The 17726-nt window shown below is 69.7% G+C and carries 12 protein-coding genes and 2 pseudogenes; 5 read left to right on the top strand and 9 right to left on the bottom strand.

Annotation, left to right across the window (positions count from 1 at the left end):
- Nucleotides 1–14 precede the first annotated feature (14 nt).
- From QEG98_RS31690 to QEG98_RS31665, 6 genes are all read right to left on the bottom strand, one after another.
- On the bottom strand, nucleotides 15–1088 hold the full coding sequence (locus QEG98_RS31690) for a hypothetical protein (RefSeq protein ID WP_316563942.1): 1074 nt from the start codon (nucleotides 1086–1088) through the stop codon (nucleotides 15–17).
- 187 nt (nucleotides 1089–1275) lie between these two features.
- On the bottom strand, nucleotides 1276–2103 hold the full coding sequence (locus QEG98_RS31685) for a hypothetical protein (RefSeq protein WP_316563941.1): 828 nt from the start codon (nucleotides 2101–2103) through the stop codon (nucleotides 1276–1278).
- 135 nt (nucleotides 2104–2238) lie between these two features.
- Nucleotides 2239–3621 carry a sigma-54 dependent transcriptional regulator gene (locus QEG98_RS31680; protein ID WP_316563940.1) on the bottom strand — a complete coding sequence of 461 codons (1383 nt, stop codon included), beginning with the start codon at nucleotides 3619–3621 and terminating at the stop codon, nucleotides 2239–2241.
- Nucleotides 3618–4349, bottom strand: coding sequence for a HAMP domain-containing sensor histidine kinase (locus QEG98_RS31675; protein WP_316563939.1), 732 nt, complete (start codon nucleotides 4347–4349; stop codon nucleotides 3618–3620). The genes QEG98_RS31680 and QEG98_RS31675 overlap by 4 nt, the downstream gene beginning before the upstream one ends.
- Entirely contained in the window at nucleotides 4274–6589 is a 2316-nt protein-coding gene (locus tag QEG98_RS31670) for a PAS domain-containing protein (protein WP_316563938.1), read from the bottom strand. Before QEG98_RS31670 ends, QEG98_RS31675 begins: the two co-directional genes overlap by 76 nt.
- Entirely contained in the window at nucleotides 6586–6780 is a 195-nt protein-coding gene (locus QEG98_RS31665) for a hypothetical protein (protein WP_026113796.1), read from the bottom strand. The genes QEG98_RS31670 and QEG98_RS31665 overlap by 4 nt, the downstream gene beginning before the upstream one ends.
- 213 nt (nucleotides 6781–6993) lie before the next feature.
- Between QEG98_RS31665 and eis the strand changes: the two are divergent.
- From eis to QEG98_RS31650, 3 genes and pseudogenes are all read left to right on the top strand, one after another.
- Nucleotides 6994–8201, top strand: a pseudogene (eis, locus tag QEG98_RS31660) (enhanced intracellular survival protein Eis).
- A gap of 77 nt (nucleotides 8202–8278) precedes the next feature.
- Nucleotides 8279–9274, top strand: coding sequence for an NAD-dependent epimerase/dehydratase family protein (locus QEG98_RS31655; protein WP_316563937.1), 996 nt, complete (start codon nucleotides 8279–8281; stop codon nucleotides 9272–9274).
- 3 nt (nucleotides 9275–9277) lie between these two features.
- A pseudogene (locus tag QEG98_RS31650) lies at nucleotides 9278–10142 on the top strand (WGR domain-containing protein).
- A 67-nt stretch (nucleotides 10143–10209) separates the two neighbouring features.
- Here QEG98_RS31650 and QEG98_RS31645 read toward each other — a convergent pair.
- Nucleotides 10210–11052, bottom strand: coding sequence for a hypothetical protein (locus QEG98_RS31645; protein WP_244171754.1), 843 nt, complete (start codon nucleotides 11050–11052; stop codon nucleotides 10210–10212).
- A gap of 170 nt (nucleotides 11053–11222) precedes the next feature.
- Here QEG98_RS31645 and QEG98_RS31640 point away from each other — a divergent pair, with 170 nt between their 5' ends.
- Entirely contained in the window at nucleotides 11223–12560 is a 1338-nt protein-coding gene (locus tag QEG98_RS31640; protein ID WP_316563935.1) for a substrate-binding domain-containing protein, read from the top strand.
- Here QEG98_RS31640 and QEG98_RS31635 read toward each other — a convergent pair.
- Both QEG98_RS31635 and QEG98_RS31630 read right to left on the bottom strand, forming a co-directional pair.
- A complete protein-coding gene (locus tag QEG98_RS31635; protein ID WP_316563934.1) occupies nucleotides 12452–13249 on the bottom strand; it encodes a M14 family metallocarboxypeptidase in 798 nt (265 codons plus the stop codon). The genes QEG98_RS31640 and QEG98_RS31635 overlap by 109 nt on opposite strands.
- A 93-nt stretch (nucleotides 13250–13342) precedes the next feature.
- Nucleotides 13343–13786: a Spy/CpxP family protein refolding chaperone gene (locus QEG98_RS31630; RefSeq protein ID WP_316563933.1), complete on the bottom strand. Its 444-nt coding sequence runs from the start codon at nucleotides 13784–13786 to the stop codon at nucleotides 13343–13345.
- A gap of 381 nt (nucleotides 13787–14167) precedes the next feature.
- Between QEG98_RS31630 and dnaE the strand changes: the two genes are divergently transcribed.
- Entirely contained in the window at nucleotides 14168–17725 is a 3558-nt protein-coding gene (gene dnaE, locus QEG98_RS31625; protein WP_316563932.1) for a DNA polymerase III subunit alpha, read from the top strand.
- Nucleotide 17726 lies beyond the last annotated feature (1 nt).

Genomic DNA, 17726 nt, shown 5'->3' with positions numbered 1-17726 from the left:
GGAGTGGAGGAGGGTTAGTAGAAGAGCTGCAGCTGGCTCGTGCCCGTCACGGCGGCATGCGCCTGGGAGATGTCGCCCGTCCACGCGACGGCGACCTCTGTCCGGAGGTTGAGCGTGTGCTTCTGGAACCAGATGTTGAAGCCGGGCTTGAGCGCGAGCAGGTCCTGGCCGGCCACGCGCGCGTTGAAGTACTCGCCGGAGATGAGCGGCTGGAACTTGCCGAAGCGCCAGCCCGTCTCCGCGTAGAACCCCGTGCCGCTCTGTGGGTTGTCCAGGCCCTGGCGGTAGTGGAAGAGGGTGGCGTTGAAGACGAACTCCTGGTCGTTCGCCAGGGGCACGTCGAGGAACACGTCCGCGGCCGTGCCCAACGCATCATGGAGACCGGATTCGGTGGCCACCGCCTTGGGCTGGTAGTCGGCGCCGATGCCCACCGACAAGCGCGGCTCGGAGGCGAAGTAGATGCCTTGGAAGAAGAGGTCCTCCTCCCGCGTGAAGAAGTTCCAGCGCGCCATCGCCGTGACGCGAGGCAAATCGTCCGGGTTGAGCACGGTGCCCTCCGGGGTCGTCTTGCCGTTGACGCCATTGAAGATGGCGGCCCGGAATCCCAAGGGGCCGGCGAAGCCGCGGACCTGCACGCCGATGTCCCGCCACACCTTGCCCACGCCAGGTGCCCAGCGGACCAGGCTGGAGTGGTAGTCCACTGCCTGCAACGCGACGGCGCCCTGGAGGACATGGCGCGTCAGCGGTGGCAGCAGCATACCCACGTCAATCCAGACTTTCTCCGCCACCTCATAGGAGATGAACGCGTCCTGGATGAAGAAGGCGACGTTCCAGTCGCCATTCTTGCCGAAGTTGGGCTGGTCCGTCTCGGCGAAGAACGACAGCTTCTGGGTGACGTGGCCGAAGACGAGCAGGCGCGTGCGCCGCAGGAACATGTCGGAGCTGGGGCCGCCGGACGGCGCGCCTTCGTCGACAAGCTGGAGCTGCGGCTGCAGGAGGATGGCGACGTTGAGGTAGGACTCCTCGCTGATGGGAATCTTGAATGCGCTCGACGGCGTGGCTGACAGCAGGACCGCGAGCGCGGCCATGAACGACAGCATGCGTGCGGGGGCAGTGCGCATGCCCCAGCACAGAGCAACGTGTCTGCCAACGCGCCGCGCTCGGAGATTCAAGACGTTGCAGGTTGGCCCGGCGCGTCAGGACGTTACCGAAGGTGACGTTCGCGTTACCGCGGTAACGCTTCATGCGCTGCGTCGTAACGCTTCGCGCGCGGCGTCAGGTCTGCTTGGAGTTCGAGTGGTCGCCTGTCTTTCCTAGCAGGTATCCACCATGGCTGATGGCCAGCAGGGCGAGCATGCCTTGCGACAGGGCGGGCATCGCGTGGGTCGTCCCGCGCGCCACCGACATGGCCACGTCCATGAAGTAGCCCACCGCGGCGATGAGCGTGAAATAGAACATCTGCACCTTGGCCAGGTCGATGTGCGCGGTGTTGCCCACTTCGTCTCCCTGGAACATGTCCGCCATGCGCGCGTCTGTCATGTTCGCGTTGGCGTAGAGCACGCCTTGTCGGTGAGCGTCGATGTCCGCGGGGGCCTCCGCGAGCTGGACGGAGGTGTTCTGCACCAGCTTCTCGTCCGGGCTGCGCGCACGCTTGCCGCCCAGCACCAGCGGTGTGCCCAGCAGGGACGTGGTGGAGATGCCCATGGCAATCCAGAGCTCCTGGGGGATGTCGACCCCCACGGCGTTGGGCGCGCCCGACTTCACGCGGGAGAGCGTCATCGTCAGGTAGCCCGCCATCACCACCACGGTCCACACGAGCGCCTGGAATCGGGAGAGGCTCATCAGGTTGCGCTCACTGATGAGCAGCGCCAGCGGCACGCCCGCGATGGCCTTGCCCAACACCAGCAGGAAGCCGGTGAGCATGGCGGCCGTTCCGAGCAGGTTCCATCCCGGCGGCAGGAACCACGTCGTGGTGATGACGGCCATGGGCATGACCGTGGTGAGCACCACCATCCGCCCGTACTCCGTGCGAGGAATGACGCCAACGCCTTCCCCCGCGCGATTGCCAGCCCCACTGCCAATCACAGGCACGCTGTCCGCCATGAGCTCCCCCTGCGGTGTGTTGGCGGAAATCCTAGCGATGGGGCGCGGCAGGCGTTCCGCCGTGCCGGGGCTGCGCCCCTGGCGGACGGGCTTCCAGCACTGGAGGGCAGTGGACAGGCGCGAGGGCGACGTGCCTCAGGCGCGCGTGCGAGGGATGCCCAGCTTCTGGCGCTTCTCCCACAAAGCCTTGCGGCTGATGCCCAGGCGCTTCGCCAGCTCCGTCTCGCCCATGTGCTCCTGGTGCTCCATGACGAAGCGGCGGAAGTATTCCTCCATGGAGTCCGGTGAGGCGCCGCTGGCTTCCTCCGCGGCGGCAGGGCCCGTGTCGGCGGACTCGGTGGACGCTCCGAAGCTGTCCGCCGTGTCGGGCAGCTCCAGTGCCAGGAGTCCCGCTGTCACCACCGGGCCATCCGCGAGGATGACGGCGCGCTCCAGGGCGTTCTCCAGCTCGCGCACGTTGCCCGGCCAGGGATGGGAGGTGAGCGCTTCCAGGGCCTCGGGAGACAGGCTCGCCGTGGGGCGGCCAAGCTTGCGGCTCGCCTTCTCCAGCAGGTGCCTGGCCAGCGCGGGCACGTCCTCCGTACGCTCCCGCAGCGGCGGCAGGCGAATCTCCACCACGCGCAGGCGGAAGTAGAGGTCCTGACGGAAGGACCCCTCCTGTACCCGGCGGGGCAGGTCCCGGTGGGTCGCCGCGACGATGCGCACGTCCACCTTGCGGGGCCGCGTCGCGCCCACTCGCCGCACTTCGCCGTCCTGGAGCATGCGCAACAGGCGCGCCTGCGCGGGGGCGGGCAGCTCGCCAATCTCGTCGAGGAAGAGCGTGCCGCCGTGCGCCGCCTCCACGAGCCCCGGGTGCGCGGCCTGCGCGCCGGTGAAGGCGCCCTTCTCGTGGCCGAACAGCTCACTCTCCAGCAGGCCTTCGGGAATGGCCGCGCAGTTCACCGCCACCAGCGGCCCGTCCGCCCGGGGGCTCTGGGCGTGGAGGGCCCGCGCCACCAGCTCCTTGCCGGTGCCGGACTCGCCCAGCACCAGCACGGTGGCGGGGGAGGGGGCCACCTTGCGGACGCGCTCGAAGACCTCGCGCATCGCGGCGCTGTTGCCCACCATGCCGCTGACGGGGTGGGCCTGCTCCACCTCGCGCTTGAGCGCCGCGTTCTGCCGCGTCAGCAGGCCTTCGCGCAGCACCCGCTCCACCTGCATCAGCAGCTCGTCGTGGTCGAAGGGCTTGGCGATGTAGTCCACCGCGCCCAGCTTCATCGCGTCCACCGCCGACTTCACGGTGGCGTAGCTGGTCATGATGAGCACCGGCACGCCCGGACACATGGAGATGATGTCCGTCCCCGGGGCGCCCGGCAGGCGCAGGTCCGATAGCACCAGGTCGAACGAGTCCAGCGGGTAGTCGCTCGATGCCTCGTGCACGGAGCCCGCTTCAGACACGTCGTGCCCCGCGCGTACGAGCAGCCGGCGCAGCTCCGTGCGGATGATGGGCTCGTCTTCGATGACCAGGATGCGGCTCATGCCGGGGCCTCCCGCTCGGGGTTCACGCTGGCTTCCATCCGGCGTGGCTCCGGAAGGCTCACCACGACGCTAGTCCCTCCCCCCTGCCGCTTGTCCACCTGCATCGTTCCGCCGTGCTCTCGGACGATGCCCGCCGCGAGCGCCAGGCCCAGGCCCGTTCCCTCGCCGGGCCCCTTCGTGGTGAAGAAGGGCTCGAACACACGCTGCGCCAGCTCGGTGGGAATCCCGTGTCCCCGGTCCATGACGCGCAGCCGCACCGCGCCACCGTCGATGTCCGCTTCCAGCTCCACCACGCCGTGCTCGGGTGAGGCGTCCATCGCGTTGGTCAGCAGGTTGACGAGCACCTGCTCCAGCCGCTGCGCGTCGCCTTGCACCTCCAGGCCCTCTGGACAGCGATGCTCGAAGCTCACCCCATGCTGCTTGCGCGCCAGCCGCGCCAGTTGCACGGCTTCGCTCAGCAGTGGCGCCACGGCGACGCGCGTGAAGGGCCGCGCCTGTCCGCCCACCGTGCCTTCGTGGCTGAAGCCCACCAGCGTCCGGACGATGGCGTCGATGCGCCGGCACTGCTGGAGGATGAGCCCCGCGCGCTCCTGCACCGCCGCCGGGTCCTCCAGCTCGTACTTGAGGTTCTGCGTCAGGCTGGCGATGGCCGTCAGCGGGTTGCCAATCTCATGGGCCACGCCCGCGGCCACGCGCCCCAGCGAGGCCAGCCGGTCCTGATGCGCCATGCGCGCGTCCACGGCCTTTCGTGCCGTGAAGTCCTCCACCAGGAGGGCCATCCCCTCGGACGTGCCCGTGCCCTGCTCCGCGGGAGAGAGCCGCGAGCGGTGCAGCCGGAGGATGCGCTCGACGCCCGCCACGGAGACACGCGTCTCCGTGTCTCCGTCCACACCGCTGGCGAAACCGGACAGCAGCGGGCCCCAGGGGCGGGCAGGGCCTCCAGGGGATGGCCGCGCACGGTGTCCACCGGCACGCCGGAGAGCTGCTCGAGCGTCGCGTTCCAGATGACGACCTCACCATCCGGCCCCACCGCGCAGACGCCCACCGGGAGGTCCTCCAGGATGCGGCGCAGGTAGCGGCGCACGGCCTCCAGCGCGGGGACCGGGCCTTGCAGACCCCGCGCGTCGCGGAGGCGCTCCTCGACGAAGCGGAGTTGTTCGGCCAGGGCGGTGCGCGCGCCGGGCTCCAGCCGCAGCGCCTCCTCCACCGTCATGCGCGCGAGCACGGGGCCCAGCAGGCCCGACAGGTTTCGCTCCACGCCGTCGCGCAGGCGGCGCAGCTCGGAGGGCCGGCGCTCGTCCTGCGGCAGCGACAGGGACTTCAGCGCCCGGTCCACCTCCGCCGTCGCGGCCTCCTCACCCAGCAGCGGGGCCAGCTTGCGACGGAACTCGTCGGGCGAGCCCGCCACCACGCCACCCGCGGCGGGCGCGGCCTCCTCGCGCGTGCAGGCCCGCGCCGCCTCTGCTTCCTCGGCGGACTGGCGCGTCGCCAGCGACACGCCGATGAAGGCCAGCCCGTTGAGCGTGAGCGAGGCGAAGGTGGCGAAGCCCCAGGGCTCACTGTCGGAGAACCCGAGCAGCGCCGCCATGCGGTGCGTCCACGCGACGACGCCCGGCGAGGCCCATAGGGGCACCACCAGCGTCAGGAACCACAGGCTGGCGCCCGCCACCAGGCCCGTCAGCAGCCCGGCGCGTGTGGCACGCTTCCAGAACAGCAGCCCCAGCACGCCCGGGATGAACTGCGCCACCGCGACGAAGGACACCAGCCCCAGGTCCACCAGTCCCGTGCCGCGAATGTTCAGCAGCCAGTGGAAGCCGTAGCCGGCCAGGATGATGATGCCGATGAGCAGCCGGCGCGCCCACAGCAGCCAGCCGTATAGATTCGGCTGCCCGCGTGCGTAGCCCAGGGGCAGCACCAGGTGCGTGAGGCACATGGGCGCCAGGGCCAGCGTGGTGACGATGACCATGGCGCTGGCCGCGGAGACGCCGCCCAGGAAGGCCCCCAGCGCCAGCCACGTGGCGCCGCGTGACGCGGGCACCGCCAGCACGTGGAAGTCCGCGGGCCAGGGCAGTCCCAGCGCCTCGCCGCTCCAGAGCACCACGGGGACGACCAGGTTCATCACCAGCAACAGCAGCGGGAAGGCCCAGGTGGCGGTGGCCAGCCCCTCACGCTCCGGGGCCTCGGTGAAGGCCACGTGGTAGCTGCGCGGCGTGAGGAACGCGGCCGCGCAAGAGAGCACCAGCAGCGGTGACCAGGAGGCATCTCGCGCCGGGCGCTGAAGTGCGTCAATGGCCTCTGGATGCGCGTCGACCCAGGCCAGCAGCCCGTCCACGCCGCCGAATACGTTGGAGACCGCCCAGATGCCCACGGCCACTAGTGCGACGAGCTTCACCGCGGACTCGAAGGCGATGGCCAGCATCAGGCCTTCGTGCCGCTCACGCGGGGTGAGGTGCCGTGCGCCGAAGAGGACGGAGAAGACGGTGAGGACCGCGCAGAAGCCGAGGCCCACCAGCGTGGGAGACGCGGAGGGACTGAGCACGCGCGCGGACTCGACGACGGCCCGCACCTGGAGCGCCAGATAGGGGAGGCTGCCCGCCAGCAGGAACAGCGTCACCGCCGTGCCGGTGGATTGCCCCGGGTAGCGGAAGGCCAGCACGTCCGCTAGCGACGTGAGCTGCAACTCGCGGGACAGGCGCAGCAGCGGGCGCCACAGCACGGGAATCAGCAGGCACGCCAGGGTGACGCCCAGGTAGATGCCCAGGTAGCGGAAGCCATGCCGGGCCGCGTAGCCCACGCTGCCGAAGTAGGACCACGACGTGGCGTACACGCCCAGGGCCAGCGCGTAGACGAGCGGATGCTGGGTGATGCGCGCGGGGATGGCGCCTCGCTCCGCCGCGTAGGCCACCAGGAAGAGCACCAGCAGGTAGGCGACGGACGCGGCGACGAGCGAGCCGAGCTCGAGCGTCATGGGCCACGACTCCGGTGCGCCGCCCAGCCGCCCAGGAGGATGACGCCCAGCCACACCGCGAAGGGCAGGTACCCCGGCGCGCCCTCTGCCAGCCACAGTCGGCGCAGGGGAGAGCCGAAGAGGAGCACCGCGACGGCGAAGACGAGCAGCGACGGCATCACGGGGGCGTCGGGCTCGGTAGGGCGCTTCATGGCGGCGAAGATACCAGCCGCGTCGCCTCGGGGTGACGAAGCCGCCACGCGCGTCGTGTGGAAGCGGTGGGCCTGTTCGCCGGGCGCGGGAGGAGCATCCTCACGGCGCACTTGCTGTCCGGACGTGGGCGCACGGGCCTGCCTGGCCGTGGATTGTGGCTCGACAGGCAGGCCGGGCCGTCCTGAGAATGCGGGCGGCCGAGAGGCGCCTGCGTGCGCCATCGGGGAACGGAGATGCGAGTGGAGACGCAGCCTGGCGACTTCGGACCGCCACGAGACGAACGTGAGATGGCCGCCGTCGCGGACATCCTGATGCAGTCGTATGCCATGTCACCCGCCGACACCGCCGCCTGGGTGCAGCGAGCGTCGAGGCCGGACCTGCGGTTGTTGCGCGAGGGCGGCGAGGTGGCGGCCACGCTCGTGCTCATCCGCATGGGGCAGTGGTACGGCGGGCGCAGCGTGCCCGTCATCGGCGTGGGCAGCGTGGGCGTGTCTCCCGTCCACCGGGGGCGCGGCACCGCCACGCGACTGATGCAGCACCTGCTGCGCGAGGCCCGCGCGACGGGCGCACCGCTGTCGGTGCTCTATCCCGCGACGCAGCCGCTCTACCGGCGCGTGGGGTACGAGCACGCGGGTACGCGGCAGGAGATTCGCATCCAGGTCCCATCGCTGGACTTCAGTGAGCGGACGTTGTCGCTCCGGGCCATCGAGGAGAAGGACACGCAGGCCATCGTCCTGAGCTACCAGCGCTACGCGCGTCACCGGCCGGGCTGGCTGGACCGCGGGGACTTCTCATGGGGCCGCGTCCGCAGCATGCGCGGCGAGGTGGCACATGGCTACCTGGTGGAGGGCAGCGCCGGTGTGGAGGGCTACCTCTACGTCATCCGCCGGCAGCTCAAGGACTTCAAGCAGGAGCTGTTCCTCTCCGACGTCGTGGCCCATACGCCCGCGGCGGCGCGGCGGATCCTGAGTTTCCTGGGGGACCACCGTTCCCTGGCCACGGACGTCTTCTGGTACGGCGGCGTGGACGACCCGTTGCTCCTGCTGCTTCGCGAGCAGACGTACGCGGTGAAGCAGTACACGCACTGGATGGTGCGGGTGCTGGACGTGGCCTCCGCGCTGGAGGCGCGCGGCTGGCCGGAAGGACTCTCCGGCACGCTCCATCTGGACGTCGAGGACGACCTCTTCCCGGAGAATCAGGGCCGCTTCGTGCTGGAGGTCTCGGACGGTCAGGCGCGCGTGCGCCGTGGCGGCGACGGCGGCCTGCGGCTGCACGTGCGGTACCGGCGCCGCTCTACACCGGCCACCTGTCCGCGGAGTCGCTGCGGGCCATGGGCGCGCTGGAGGGCGATGATGCCTCGGTGCGCGCGGCGGGCAGTCTCTTCGCCGGGGCGCCGCCCTCCCTGCGCGACATGTTCTGACCCGGGCCGGGCGCTCTATCGGGCCCGGCGCGGGAGTGCTAGGAGCGCAAGCAGTCCTTCACAGGAGCGTGCAGGCAATGCGGGCATTCGTCACCGGTGGTTCAGGCTTCGTGGGCAGGCACCTCCTCACCGCGCTGAAGGTGCGCGGGACGCCCGCTCGGGCCCTGGCGCGCTCGGCCGCGGCACTGGCCTCGGTGACGGAGGCCGGCGCGGAGCCCTTCGAGGGCGACCTGTCGGACGTGGAGAAGCTGAAGGCCGGCATGGAGGGCTGTGACACCGTCTTCCATTGCGCCGCGGTGGTGAAGGGCTGGGGCGCGCGCAGCGAGTTCTACGAGACGAACGTGCGCGGCACGGAGCGGGTGCTGGAGGCGGCGCGCGCCGCGGGCGTCAAGCGGTTGGTCCACGTCAGCACGGAGGCGGTGCTGGCGGATGGCTCGCCCCTGGAGCGGGTGGATGAGACGATGCCCCTGCCCGAGCGCCCCATTGGCGACTACCCCTCCACCAAGGGCGAGGCGGAGCGCCGGGTGCTCAGCGTGAATGCGCCGGACTTCGTCACCGTGGCGGTGCGTCCCCGCTTCATCTGGGGCGCCGGTGACACGTCGCTGCTGCCGCAGTTCCAGGAGGCGGTGCGGACCGGGCGCTTCCGGTGGTTCGGCGGCGGCCGTTACCTGACGTCCACCTGCCACGTGGCCAACTGCGTGGAGGGCATGCTGCTGGCGGCGGAGAAGGGCCGCGGCGGCGAGGCCTATTTCCTCACCGACGGGGAACCCGTGGAGTTCCGGGGCTTCATCACCGCCATGCTCGCGACGCAGGGCGTGGACGCGGGCGAGCGCACCCTGCCATACGGCGTGGCCGCGACGGTGGCCACGGTGGGGGACTTGCTGTGGGGCACCTTCGGCCTGGGCGGCAGGCCTCCGCTCACCCGCACAGAGGTGCTGCTGATGGGGCGGGAGGTGACGGTGAGGGACGACAAGGCCCGCCGGGAGCTGGGGTACGAGGGCCGCCGTTCCCGTGAAGAAGGGCTCCGGGAGATGAAGGCGGAGCATCAGAGCACGGCGTCGCGTATGCTCTGAGGCATGCGAAGGTTCGAGTTCGTGGAAGGCTCCAGCTCCAAGTTCTGGGAGCCGGAGCTCAAGGGCAACACCTTCATCGTCACCTTCGGCCGCATCGGCACCGCCGGTCAGCGGCGGGAGAAGGCTTTCGCGGACGAAGCCGGCGCCCGGAAGGAATACGAGAAGAAGGTCGCTGAGAAGCTGCGCGAGGGTTACCTCGAGGTGACGGAGGGCGGCGCCGCGGAGGCCGCGCCCGCGTCCGCGCCACCGCCCGCGCCGAAGAAGGCGGAGCTTCCCCGCCGCGTGCCCGCGGCCATGCCCACGCCCGAGTCGCTGAAGGCCGCCGCGGAGGCGCTGGCCGCGCTCCGGGCCCGGCTGGGGTGGCGGAGCTGGGAGGTGACGTCGCGGGCCCGGCGTGCGAAGCGCGCGCTGCGGGCCCTGGGCGGCGTGGACCCCGCGGCCCATTCGGAGCTGGCGGGCACCTTCACCGCGTTGATGGAGCGCGTCGTCGCTCCGAAGAAGGATGGCCGGCTCCCGCTGCGGCACGCGCTCGCGTTGCTGGGCGAACTGGACGTGGCTGCCTTCACCCGCGCGGCCGAGGTGTGGCTCGCCGCGCCGGACGCCGTCCCCGCCGCGACGACCGTGGCCCGGCAGGCGTCGGCGCTGGGGCAGCCCGAGCTGGCGCTGCGCATGGGCATGCTGCTGGCGGAGCGTCCCGGTCAGGCGGGCGCGCCTTCCGAAGAGGGGTGGAGCAAGCGGTGGACGCGCCTGCGGCCGCACGTGGAGGAACAGTTGTCCTCCAGCGGCGGCTCGCTGGCCACCTGGGCCCAGTCCATCGATGCCTCGAAGGACGCGCACCGCCAGCCGGTTGGCCCGCCTGGAGGCGTGAGGCGCCGGCGTCGTTGGCTTTCAGGAGCGCGTGGGAGTGCCCCACGCGCTCCGCGAGAGGCGGTGGGCTAGCCCGGGCCGCCGTCGCTGGGCGCGGACGACTTCTTGGCGGCGCCCTGGCCCGAGGACGGGACGCTGTCGGGCTGACGGTCCATCTCCGCCGTTGGATAGGCGCGCGCGGCATCCAGGTAGGACTGGGGCTTGATGCGCCGGCGCATGCGCCACGTCAGGTTGTCGGGCTGCACGAGCACGGGCTCACCTTCGGCGCGCTGCTCCACCAGGTGTCCGTCGCAGAAGCGCCACAGCTTGCGGCCGTCCACCTCCTGCCGCGCGTAGAACAGGTCCGTCTGCCCCACCTGGGGGTTGGGCGGGCACCAGGTGCGGCGGGCGGCCTCCTCCCGCTCGGGCATCTCCTCGCGCCACTGCCGGCGGGCATCCTTCAGTGCCACGGCGGCCAGCACCTTGGGCCCTTCTTCCAACCGGGCATCCACCTCCGTCAGCAGCTCCTGGCCACGACGGGCAATCTCCGGGAAGGCCCCGGTGTTGCGGAAGCTGCACTCCTTCAGCCGGTTGAGCGTGTAGCGGTGCACCTCCATGAGGGGCGGAAGCGAGCCGGTGGCCTCCCGCATCATCGCCAGTTGGCGAGCGTGGTCCGGCGCGTCCAGCTTGGAGAGGTTCTCCGTCTCCCGGAGGAAGCGGGCCATGGTTCCATTCACCGTCGTCAGCTCGTCCGCCAGCCACCGCGGTTCCGAGGACGCACAGGGGTCCGCTTTCGCCTTCTTGTAGTCCCGGTACTCCGCTCGGGACATGCCGAGCGAATAATGCTCCACCGGAGGAGCGGGCTTGGTCGCGCACGCGCTCAGCGCCGTGCCCAGGCCCGCAAGCACGAGCTGCCGAATGTTTGGCGTCATCCGCCCATTCTGGCATGTCATTTGTGTTCAAACAAACGTACAGGGGCGGACACTTCGGGTTCCAGGCCTGGGTTCCGAGGCGGACGTGCCTCCCCTGTACGGCGTCGCGGAGGTTGCCTACAAGGATGCTCAGGCGCAGAGCACCCGTTCCCAGAAGTGCGAGCCGGTCCATGAAGCCCGCGGTCCTCATCATCATCGGGGTGCTCACTGCATTGGGTGGGGCCCTCTACCTGTCTTCGCGGCGCGCCGCGGAGCGAACGGAAGAGGCGCGTCCCGCGGCGCAGGCGCCTGTATCCACCCGCGCGGTGCGGACGGAAATCACGTTCCTCTACAGCACGGAGAAGAAGGCGTGGGTGGAGGAGGCCGCGGCGGACTTCCAGAAGACGCATCCGCTCATCCGGGTGAACCTGGTGGGCCAGGGCTCGCTGGAGGCCGCGCGGGCCATCCTCGAAGGCCGTGAGCGGCCCACCGTGTGGAGCCCCGCCGACAGCGCGGTGCTGCGGATGCTGGAGTCGGACTGGGCCACGGACGCCACGCGCGAGCCGCTGTTCGCCTCGGAGGGCGAAGCGGCGCCGCGGCCGTTGGTGAAGACGCCGCTCGTCTTCGTGGCGTGGGAGGACCGGGCGGAGGTGCTCCTGCGCGCCAGCGGCGGGGGCGCGGTGTCCTGGAAGGTCATCCACGACGCGGTGTCCAGTGACCAGGGCTGGCCCGCGGTGGGCGGCCAGCCGGAGTGGGGCTTCGTGAAGCTGGGCCACACGGACCCCACGCGCTCCAACTCCGGGCTCCAGGCGCTGCTGCTGGCGTCGCTGGAGTTCTACGGCAAGCAGAGCGGATTGACGGTGGCCGACCTGCTGGAGCCGCGGTTCCAGACGTGGCTGAGCCAGTTGGAGCGGGGCACGGGCCGCTTCGAGCAGTCCACGGGCGCGCTGATGGCGGACATGGTCCGCTTCGGCCCGTCCCGCTACGACATCGCCGTGGTGTACGAGAACCTGGCCATCGCCCAGCTCTCCCAACCGCCGGGGAACTGGGGGGCGCTGAAGGTCCTGTACCCGACGCTCACGTCCTGGAGCGACCATCCGGCGGCGGTGCTGGACGGAGACTGGGTGCTGCCCCGCCAGCGTGAGGCCGCGCTGGAGTGGCTGCGCTATCTGCACAGCCGGCCGGTGCAGCAGCGCGCGCTGGCCTTCGGCTTCCGCCCCGCGGATGCCTCCGTCCCGCTGACGCCCCCTGGAGAGGCCAGCCTCTTTCCCCGCTGGCCGCGCGGGGCCTCCAGGTGGACGTGCCGGACGGCGCGGCAGTCCCTGATGGCGCGGTGGTCCGCAACCTCCTCACGCTGTGGACGCGGCGGGTGGGCAACGCGCGGTCGCCGTAGCCCGTCGCTTCGCCCGGTGCTCCGCCATCAGCCGCCGCGCGCCACCAGGTCGATGAAGCCGCGAATCCAGAGGAGGTTCACCGCGTCGCAGGCGTCACGCGGTGTCGGCGTCGTCGTCTCCAGCGCGGCCGTGTAGGGCACGCCCTGGCGCGCGTACCAGTCGGTGACGCTGCCGTCGTGGTACTCGATGAGGCCGTCCGCGTCGGCGAAGCTGTGGTCGTCCACCTTCTGGCTGCGCACCACCGCGACGTGCTTCGCGCTGGCTTCCACCAGCGGGCGGTAGGCGGCCTTGTCTCCGAAGGTGTACGCATACGTCGACGCCCCGCCCAGGTAGTCGTCCTGGTGGATGTCGAGCGCGGCGGCCGGAGCGGCATAGCGCGCCAGCTCGCTGCGTATCGCGCGAGTCTCCTTGGGGCCTCCGTCATACAGCGCCCAGCGGAGGATGGGCCGCGCGACGTTCAATTCGCCCACCCACTCCCCGGGGGCGACTTCGTAGCGGAGGAAGTCGTTGTTGGGCTTCTCGCCGCTGCGGTTGTACCGGGTCCCCGCCTCGAAGCCGGACGGGTTGATGCAGGGGTAGACGCGCAGCCCCACGCCGCGCTCCACCGCGTACGCCGCCACCGCCGGGAAGTGCTCGGCCAGGGTGAGGGGACCAGCGGGTTCCTCCCCGTGGAAACCGGAGGTGATGACCAGCCAACGCTCTCCCGGGACGACGAGCCGGAAGAGGGGGTAGTCCTGGTCCCCCTCCGTCACGCGGCCGTATTCGGAGACGTCCGCGACCTGGGCGTGGGCGCGGATCCGCTTTGCGTAGTCGGTGTAATTCACGCACCTAAACTAGCCGTGCTCCGCCGCCCCGCCCACCCTTTCCCGCAAGCGCACACCCCACCTGTCCTGACGCCACGGTGGCGTGCGCGCGGACTACGGGCCTACGTGCTCGCGGAACTGTTCGGCCAGCGCCTTGCGCTGCTGCGGCGTCAGCGTGCCGTGGACCTCCAGGGCGGCGTCTGTCGCCTGGTGAGCGAAGGCGCGCATGGCCTCGATGCGCGCGTCCACCAGGGCGTGGAGCTTCTGCCGGTCCGGCGTGTCCGACGCGAGCTGTTGGAAGGCCTCCTCGCGCACCGCGCGGTGCTCCTGCATCAGCTGCACCCCGTCGGAGAACAGTCGGTCTTTCACGGCGTGGATGGACTGGCGCTGGGACTCAGTGGCGTCCAGCGTGTCCAGCTTGTCGTCGAGCTTCCACGTCACCTGCTGCTTCACGCGCTCTGGGTCCTTGCCCCAGCGGGGGCCTCCCCGCAGCGCGAAGCCGCTGAGCAGCGCGACGGCGAGCATCGCGGAGCCGACGACGGCGAACCTCTTCATCATGGCCTTCTCCTGGGTGGAGCGCGGACGGCTCCACGTGAAGTCGCCACCCCTCGCGGCGACGGTGGCAATGTGCCGGCCCGCAGTTGCTGGGACTTGTACGAGGCGTGAAGAAGTATGAAGCCGCCCGTGCGCTCACCGGCCCAGGGGCCACGTCCCGGCGCCTGGGGGTTGGACGCATCGTGATTTCCACGGAGACGGGCGGTGGGAAGGGCGGGCCGTTAGCGTTCCGTCCAGGGCTTCCGCTCATGGCGGAACGCCGCAAGAGGCCGATTTTCCGGCTTCCCCCGCGCTTCTCCGCCAGGGGCAACACTGGACTGGCGAGCAGGGGAGCACGGCCCTAGTGTTCGGCGGCACCCCGGCCTCCAGGAGCGGAACGCGCTTATGTCCTTTACCCACCTCCACCTGCACACCCTCTACTCGCTCCTCGATGGGGCGATCCGGATGAAGGACCTCATCAAGACGGTGAAGGAGAAGGGGATGAGCAGCGTTGCCGTGACGGATCACGGCAACATGTTCGGCGCCATCGACTTCTACAAGAAGGCGAAGGACGCCGGCATCAAGCCGATTCTGGGCATGGAGGCCTACGTCGCCGGACCCAAGGGGCGTGAGGACCGCTCCGAGAAGGTCTCCCACCACCTCATCCTGGTGGCGAAGAACGAGGAGGGTTACGCCAACCTGCGCTACCTCTCCTCCACCGCGTACATGCACGGGTTCTACTACCACCCGCGCATCGACAAGAAGGTGCTCGCCGAGCACAGCAAGGGCCTGTTCGCGCTCACCGCGTGCCTGGGTGGTGAAGTCACCAGCGCGTGCTTCCGCGGCGACATGGACCACGCCCGCCGCGCCGCGCAGGAGTACAAGGACATCTTCGACCCGGGGCACTTCTTCCTGGAGGTGCAGTCCAACGGGATGCCGGAGCAGGACAAGGCGAACGAGAACCTCAAGCAGCTCTCGCGCGACTTGGACATCCCGCTGTGCGCCACCGCGGACGCGCACTACATCAAGCGCGAGGACGCGCGCGCCCACGAGCTGCTCATGTGCATCGCCAGCGGCAAGACGCTGGCGGACGGCAAGCGCATGAAGCACTCCACGGACAAGCTCTACGTCACCAGCCCCGCGGAGATGCTGGAGTTCTTCAAGGACACGCCCGAGGCGGTCCACAACACCCAGCGCATCGCCGAGCAGTGCAACCTGGAGCTCAAGCTGGGCAAGCCGATGTTGCCCACCTTCAAGGTGCCCGACAGCCACACGCCGGACAGCTTTATGGCGGAGCTGGCGTACGAGGGCCTGCGCGAGCGCTTCAAGGAGCTGGCGGCCACCGTCACGTACCCCATCGACCGCGAGCAGTACCAGGCGCGGCTGGCGCTGGAGATTGGCGTCATCCAGAAGATGGGGTTCAGCGGCTACTTCCTCATCGTCCAGGACTTCATCAACTGGGCGAAGAAGATGAACATCCCGGTGGGCCCGGGCCGTGGCTCCGGCGCCGGCAGCCTGGTGGCCTACGCGCTGCGCATCACCGACGTGGACCCCATCCCGTACAACCTCCTGTTCGAGCGCTTCCTGAACCCGGAACGCGTGTCGATGCCCGACTTCGATATCGACTTCTGCCAGGACCGCCGGGACGAGGTCATCCAGTACGTCGGCCGGAAGTACGGCGAGATGAACGTGGGGCAGATCATCACCTTCGGCTCGCTCAAGGCGAAGAGCGTGCTGCGCGACGTGTGCCGCGTGTTCGCGCTGCCGTTCAGCGAAGGTGACCGCATCGCGAAGCTGGTTCCCGAGGTGCTCAACATCACCTTGAGGGAGGCCATCGAGATGGAGCCTCGCCTCAAGGAGATGATGGAGACGCCCTCCAACATCGGCGAGGTGGAGGGCAAGCCCGTCACCACCAAGGACGTGCTCGAAATCGCGCTCGCGCTGGAGGGCCTGCACCGCCAGCCCGGCATGCACGCCGCAGGCGTGGTGATTGCCGACAAGCCGCTGTGGGAGTTCGTGCCCGTCTACCAGCCGCCGGGTGAAAAGACGCTCATCACCCAGTTCGCCAAGGACGAAGTGGAAGCGGCCGGCCTGGTGAAGTTCGACTTCCTCGGTCTGAAGACGCTCACGGTGATTCAGCACGCGCTGGACCTGGTGAAGCGCAACCACGGCAAGGACATCCCCCGGCACGAGATTCCGCTCGATGACGAGAAGACCTGGGAGTTGATGGCCAAGGGCGACACGGCCGGCATCTTCCAGATGGAGTCCAGCGGCTTCACGGAAATGGTCGTGAAGCTCAAGCCGAACTGCTTCGAAGACGTCATCGCCGCCGGCGCGCTCTACCGCCCGGGTCCGCTGGACTCCGGCATGGTGGACGTCTTCATCAACCGCAAGCACGGCCGGGAGAAGGTGTCGTACCCGCACCCCGCGCTGGAGCCGGTGCTCAAGGACACCTACGGCGTCATCGTGTACCAGGAGCAGGTGATGCAGATTTCGCAGGTCCTGGGTGGCTACACCCTGGGCCGCGCGGACCTGCTTCGCCGCGCCATGGGCAAGAAGAAGGCCGAGGTCATGCAGGCCGAACGGGCCGGCTTCCTCGAGGGCTGCGCGAAGAACAACGTCGACCTCAAGGTCGCCGGTGAAATCTTCGACCTGATGGAGAAGTTCGCCGAGTACGGCTTCAACAAGAGCCACTCGGCGGCCTACGGCCTGGTCACCATCCACACTGCCTGGCTGAAGGCGCACTACCCCTGCGAGTTCATGGCGGCCCTTCTCTCCAGCGAGAAGGACAACACGGACAAGGTGGTGAAGCACATCGGCGAGGCGCGCGAGTCGGGCCTCGAGGTGCTGCCGCCGGATGTGAATCAGTCCGACATGGAATTCGGCGCGGTGAGCGGGAAGATTCGCTTCGGCCTGGGCGCCATCAAGGGCGTGGGCGAGGGCGCCATCGAGTCCATCCTGGAGGCGCGCAAGGACGGCCCCTTCAAGAGCCTGTTCGACTTCTGCGAGCGCGTGGACAGCCGCAAGGTGAACCGGAAGGTGATGGAAGCGCTGGTGAAGGCGGGGTCCTTCGACTTCGAGAAGCGCTCGCGCCGGCAGATTTTCGACACCATCGAGAAGGCGATGAACCGCGGCTCGGCCAGCCAGAAGGACAAGGCGGCCGGCCAGAGCTCGCTGTTCGGCATGCTGGCGGGTCCGTCCTCGGACGGTGGTGGCGGCGGGCTGAAGGACGACTACGTCGAGGTGGAGGACTGGTCGGAGAAGGAGCGGCTGTCGCTGGAGAAGGAGGCCATTGGCTTCTACGTGTCCGGCCATCCGCTGCACCAGTACGACAAGGAGCTGAAGCGCTACGCGCGGCCGATTACGGCGGTGCAGCGCGCGCGCAAGGACGACAAGCTCACGGTGGCGGGCATCGTCACGGTGCTGCGCGAGCGGCCCACGAAGACGGGCAAGCGCATGGCGTGGGTGACGATTGAGGACTTGTCCGGCTCCATCGAGCTGGTGTGCTTCCCGGGCAAGGACGGCACGCGCAACGTGATGGGCCGGGACGGCAAGTGGGCGAAGCAGGGCCCCAAGCCGGGCTTCGAGAACTGGGAGCACCTGCTCAAGTCGGACGACCCCATCCTGGTGTCGGGAACGGTGCAGATCAGCCAGCGTGACGAGGACACGCCGACGCCGGAGCTCATCGTCGACGACATCCAGAGCCTCAAGGCGGTGCGTGAGAAGCGCACCAAGCGGCTGGAGCTGCGCGTGCCGGCGGACCTGCTCACGGAGGAGCGGGTGGCGAAGCTGCACGAGTTGGCGAAGAAGTACGCCGGCGCCACGCCCGTGGCGGTGAGCGTGCTCTTCAAGGGCGAGGGCGAGGCGCTCATCGGCAATACGTCCATCAAGGTGCAGGTGAATGACGACCTGCTGCTCGCGGTGGACCGCCTGTTCGGCATGCGGGTGGTGGAGTTCGGCTGAG

The sequence above is a fragment of the Myxococcus sp. MxC21-1 genome (genome assembly GCF_032612255.1).
GTDB classification, from domain to species: domain Bacteria; phylum Myxococcota; class Myxococcia; order Myxococcales; family Myxococcaceae; genus Myxococcus; species Myxococcus virescens.
Note: the sequence above shows the minus strand (reverse complement) of the source record. Positions and strands in the feature narration are given on the sequence as shown.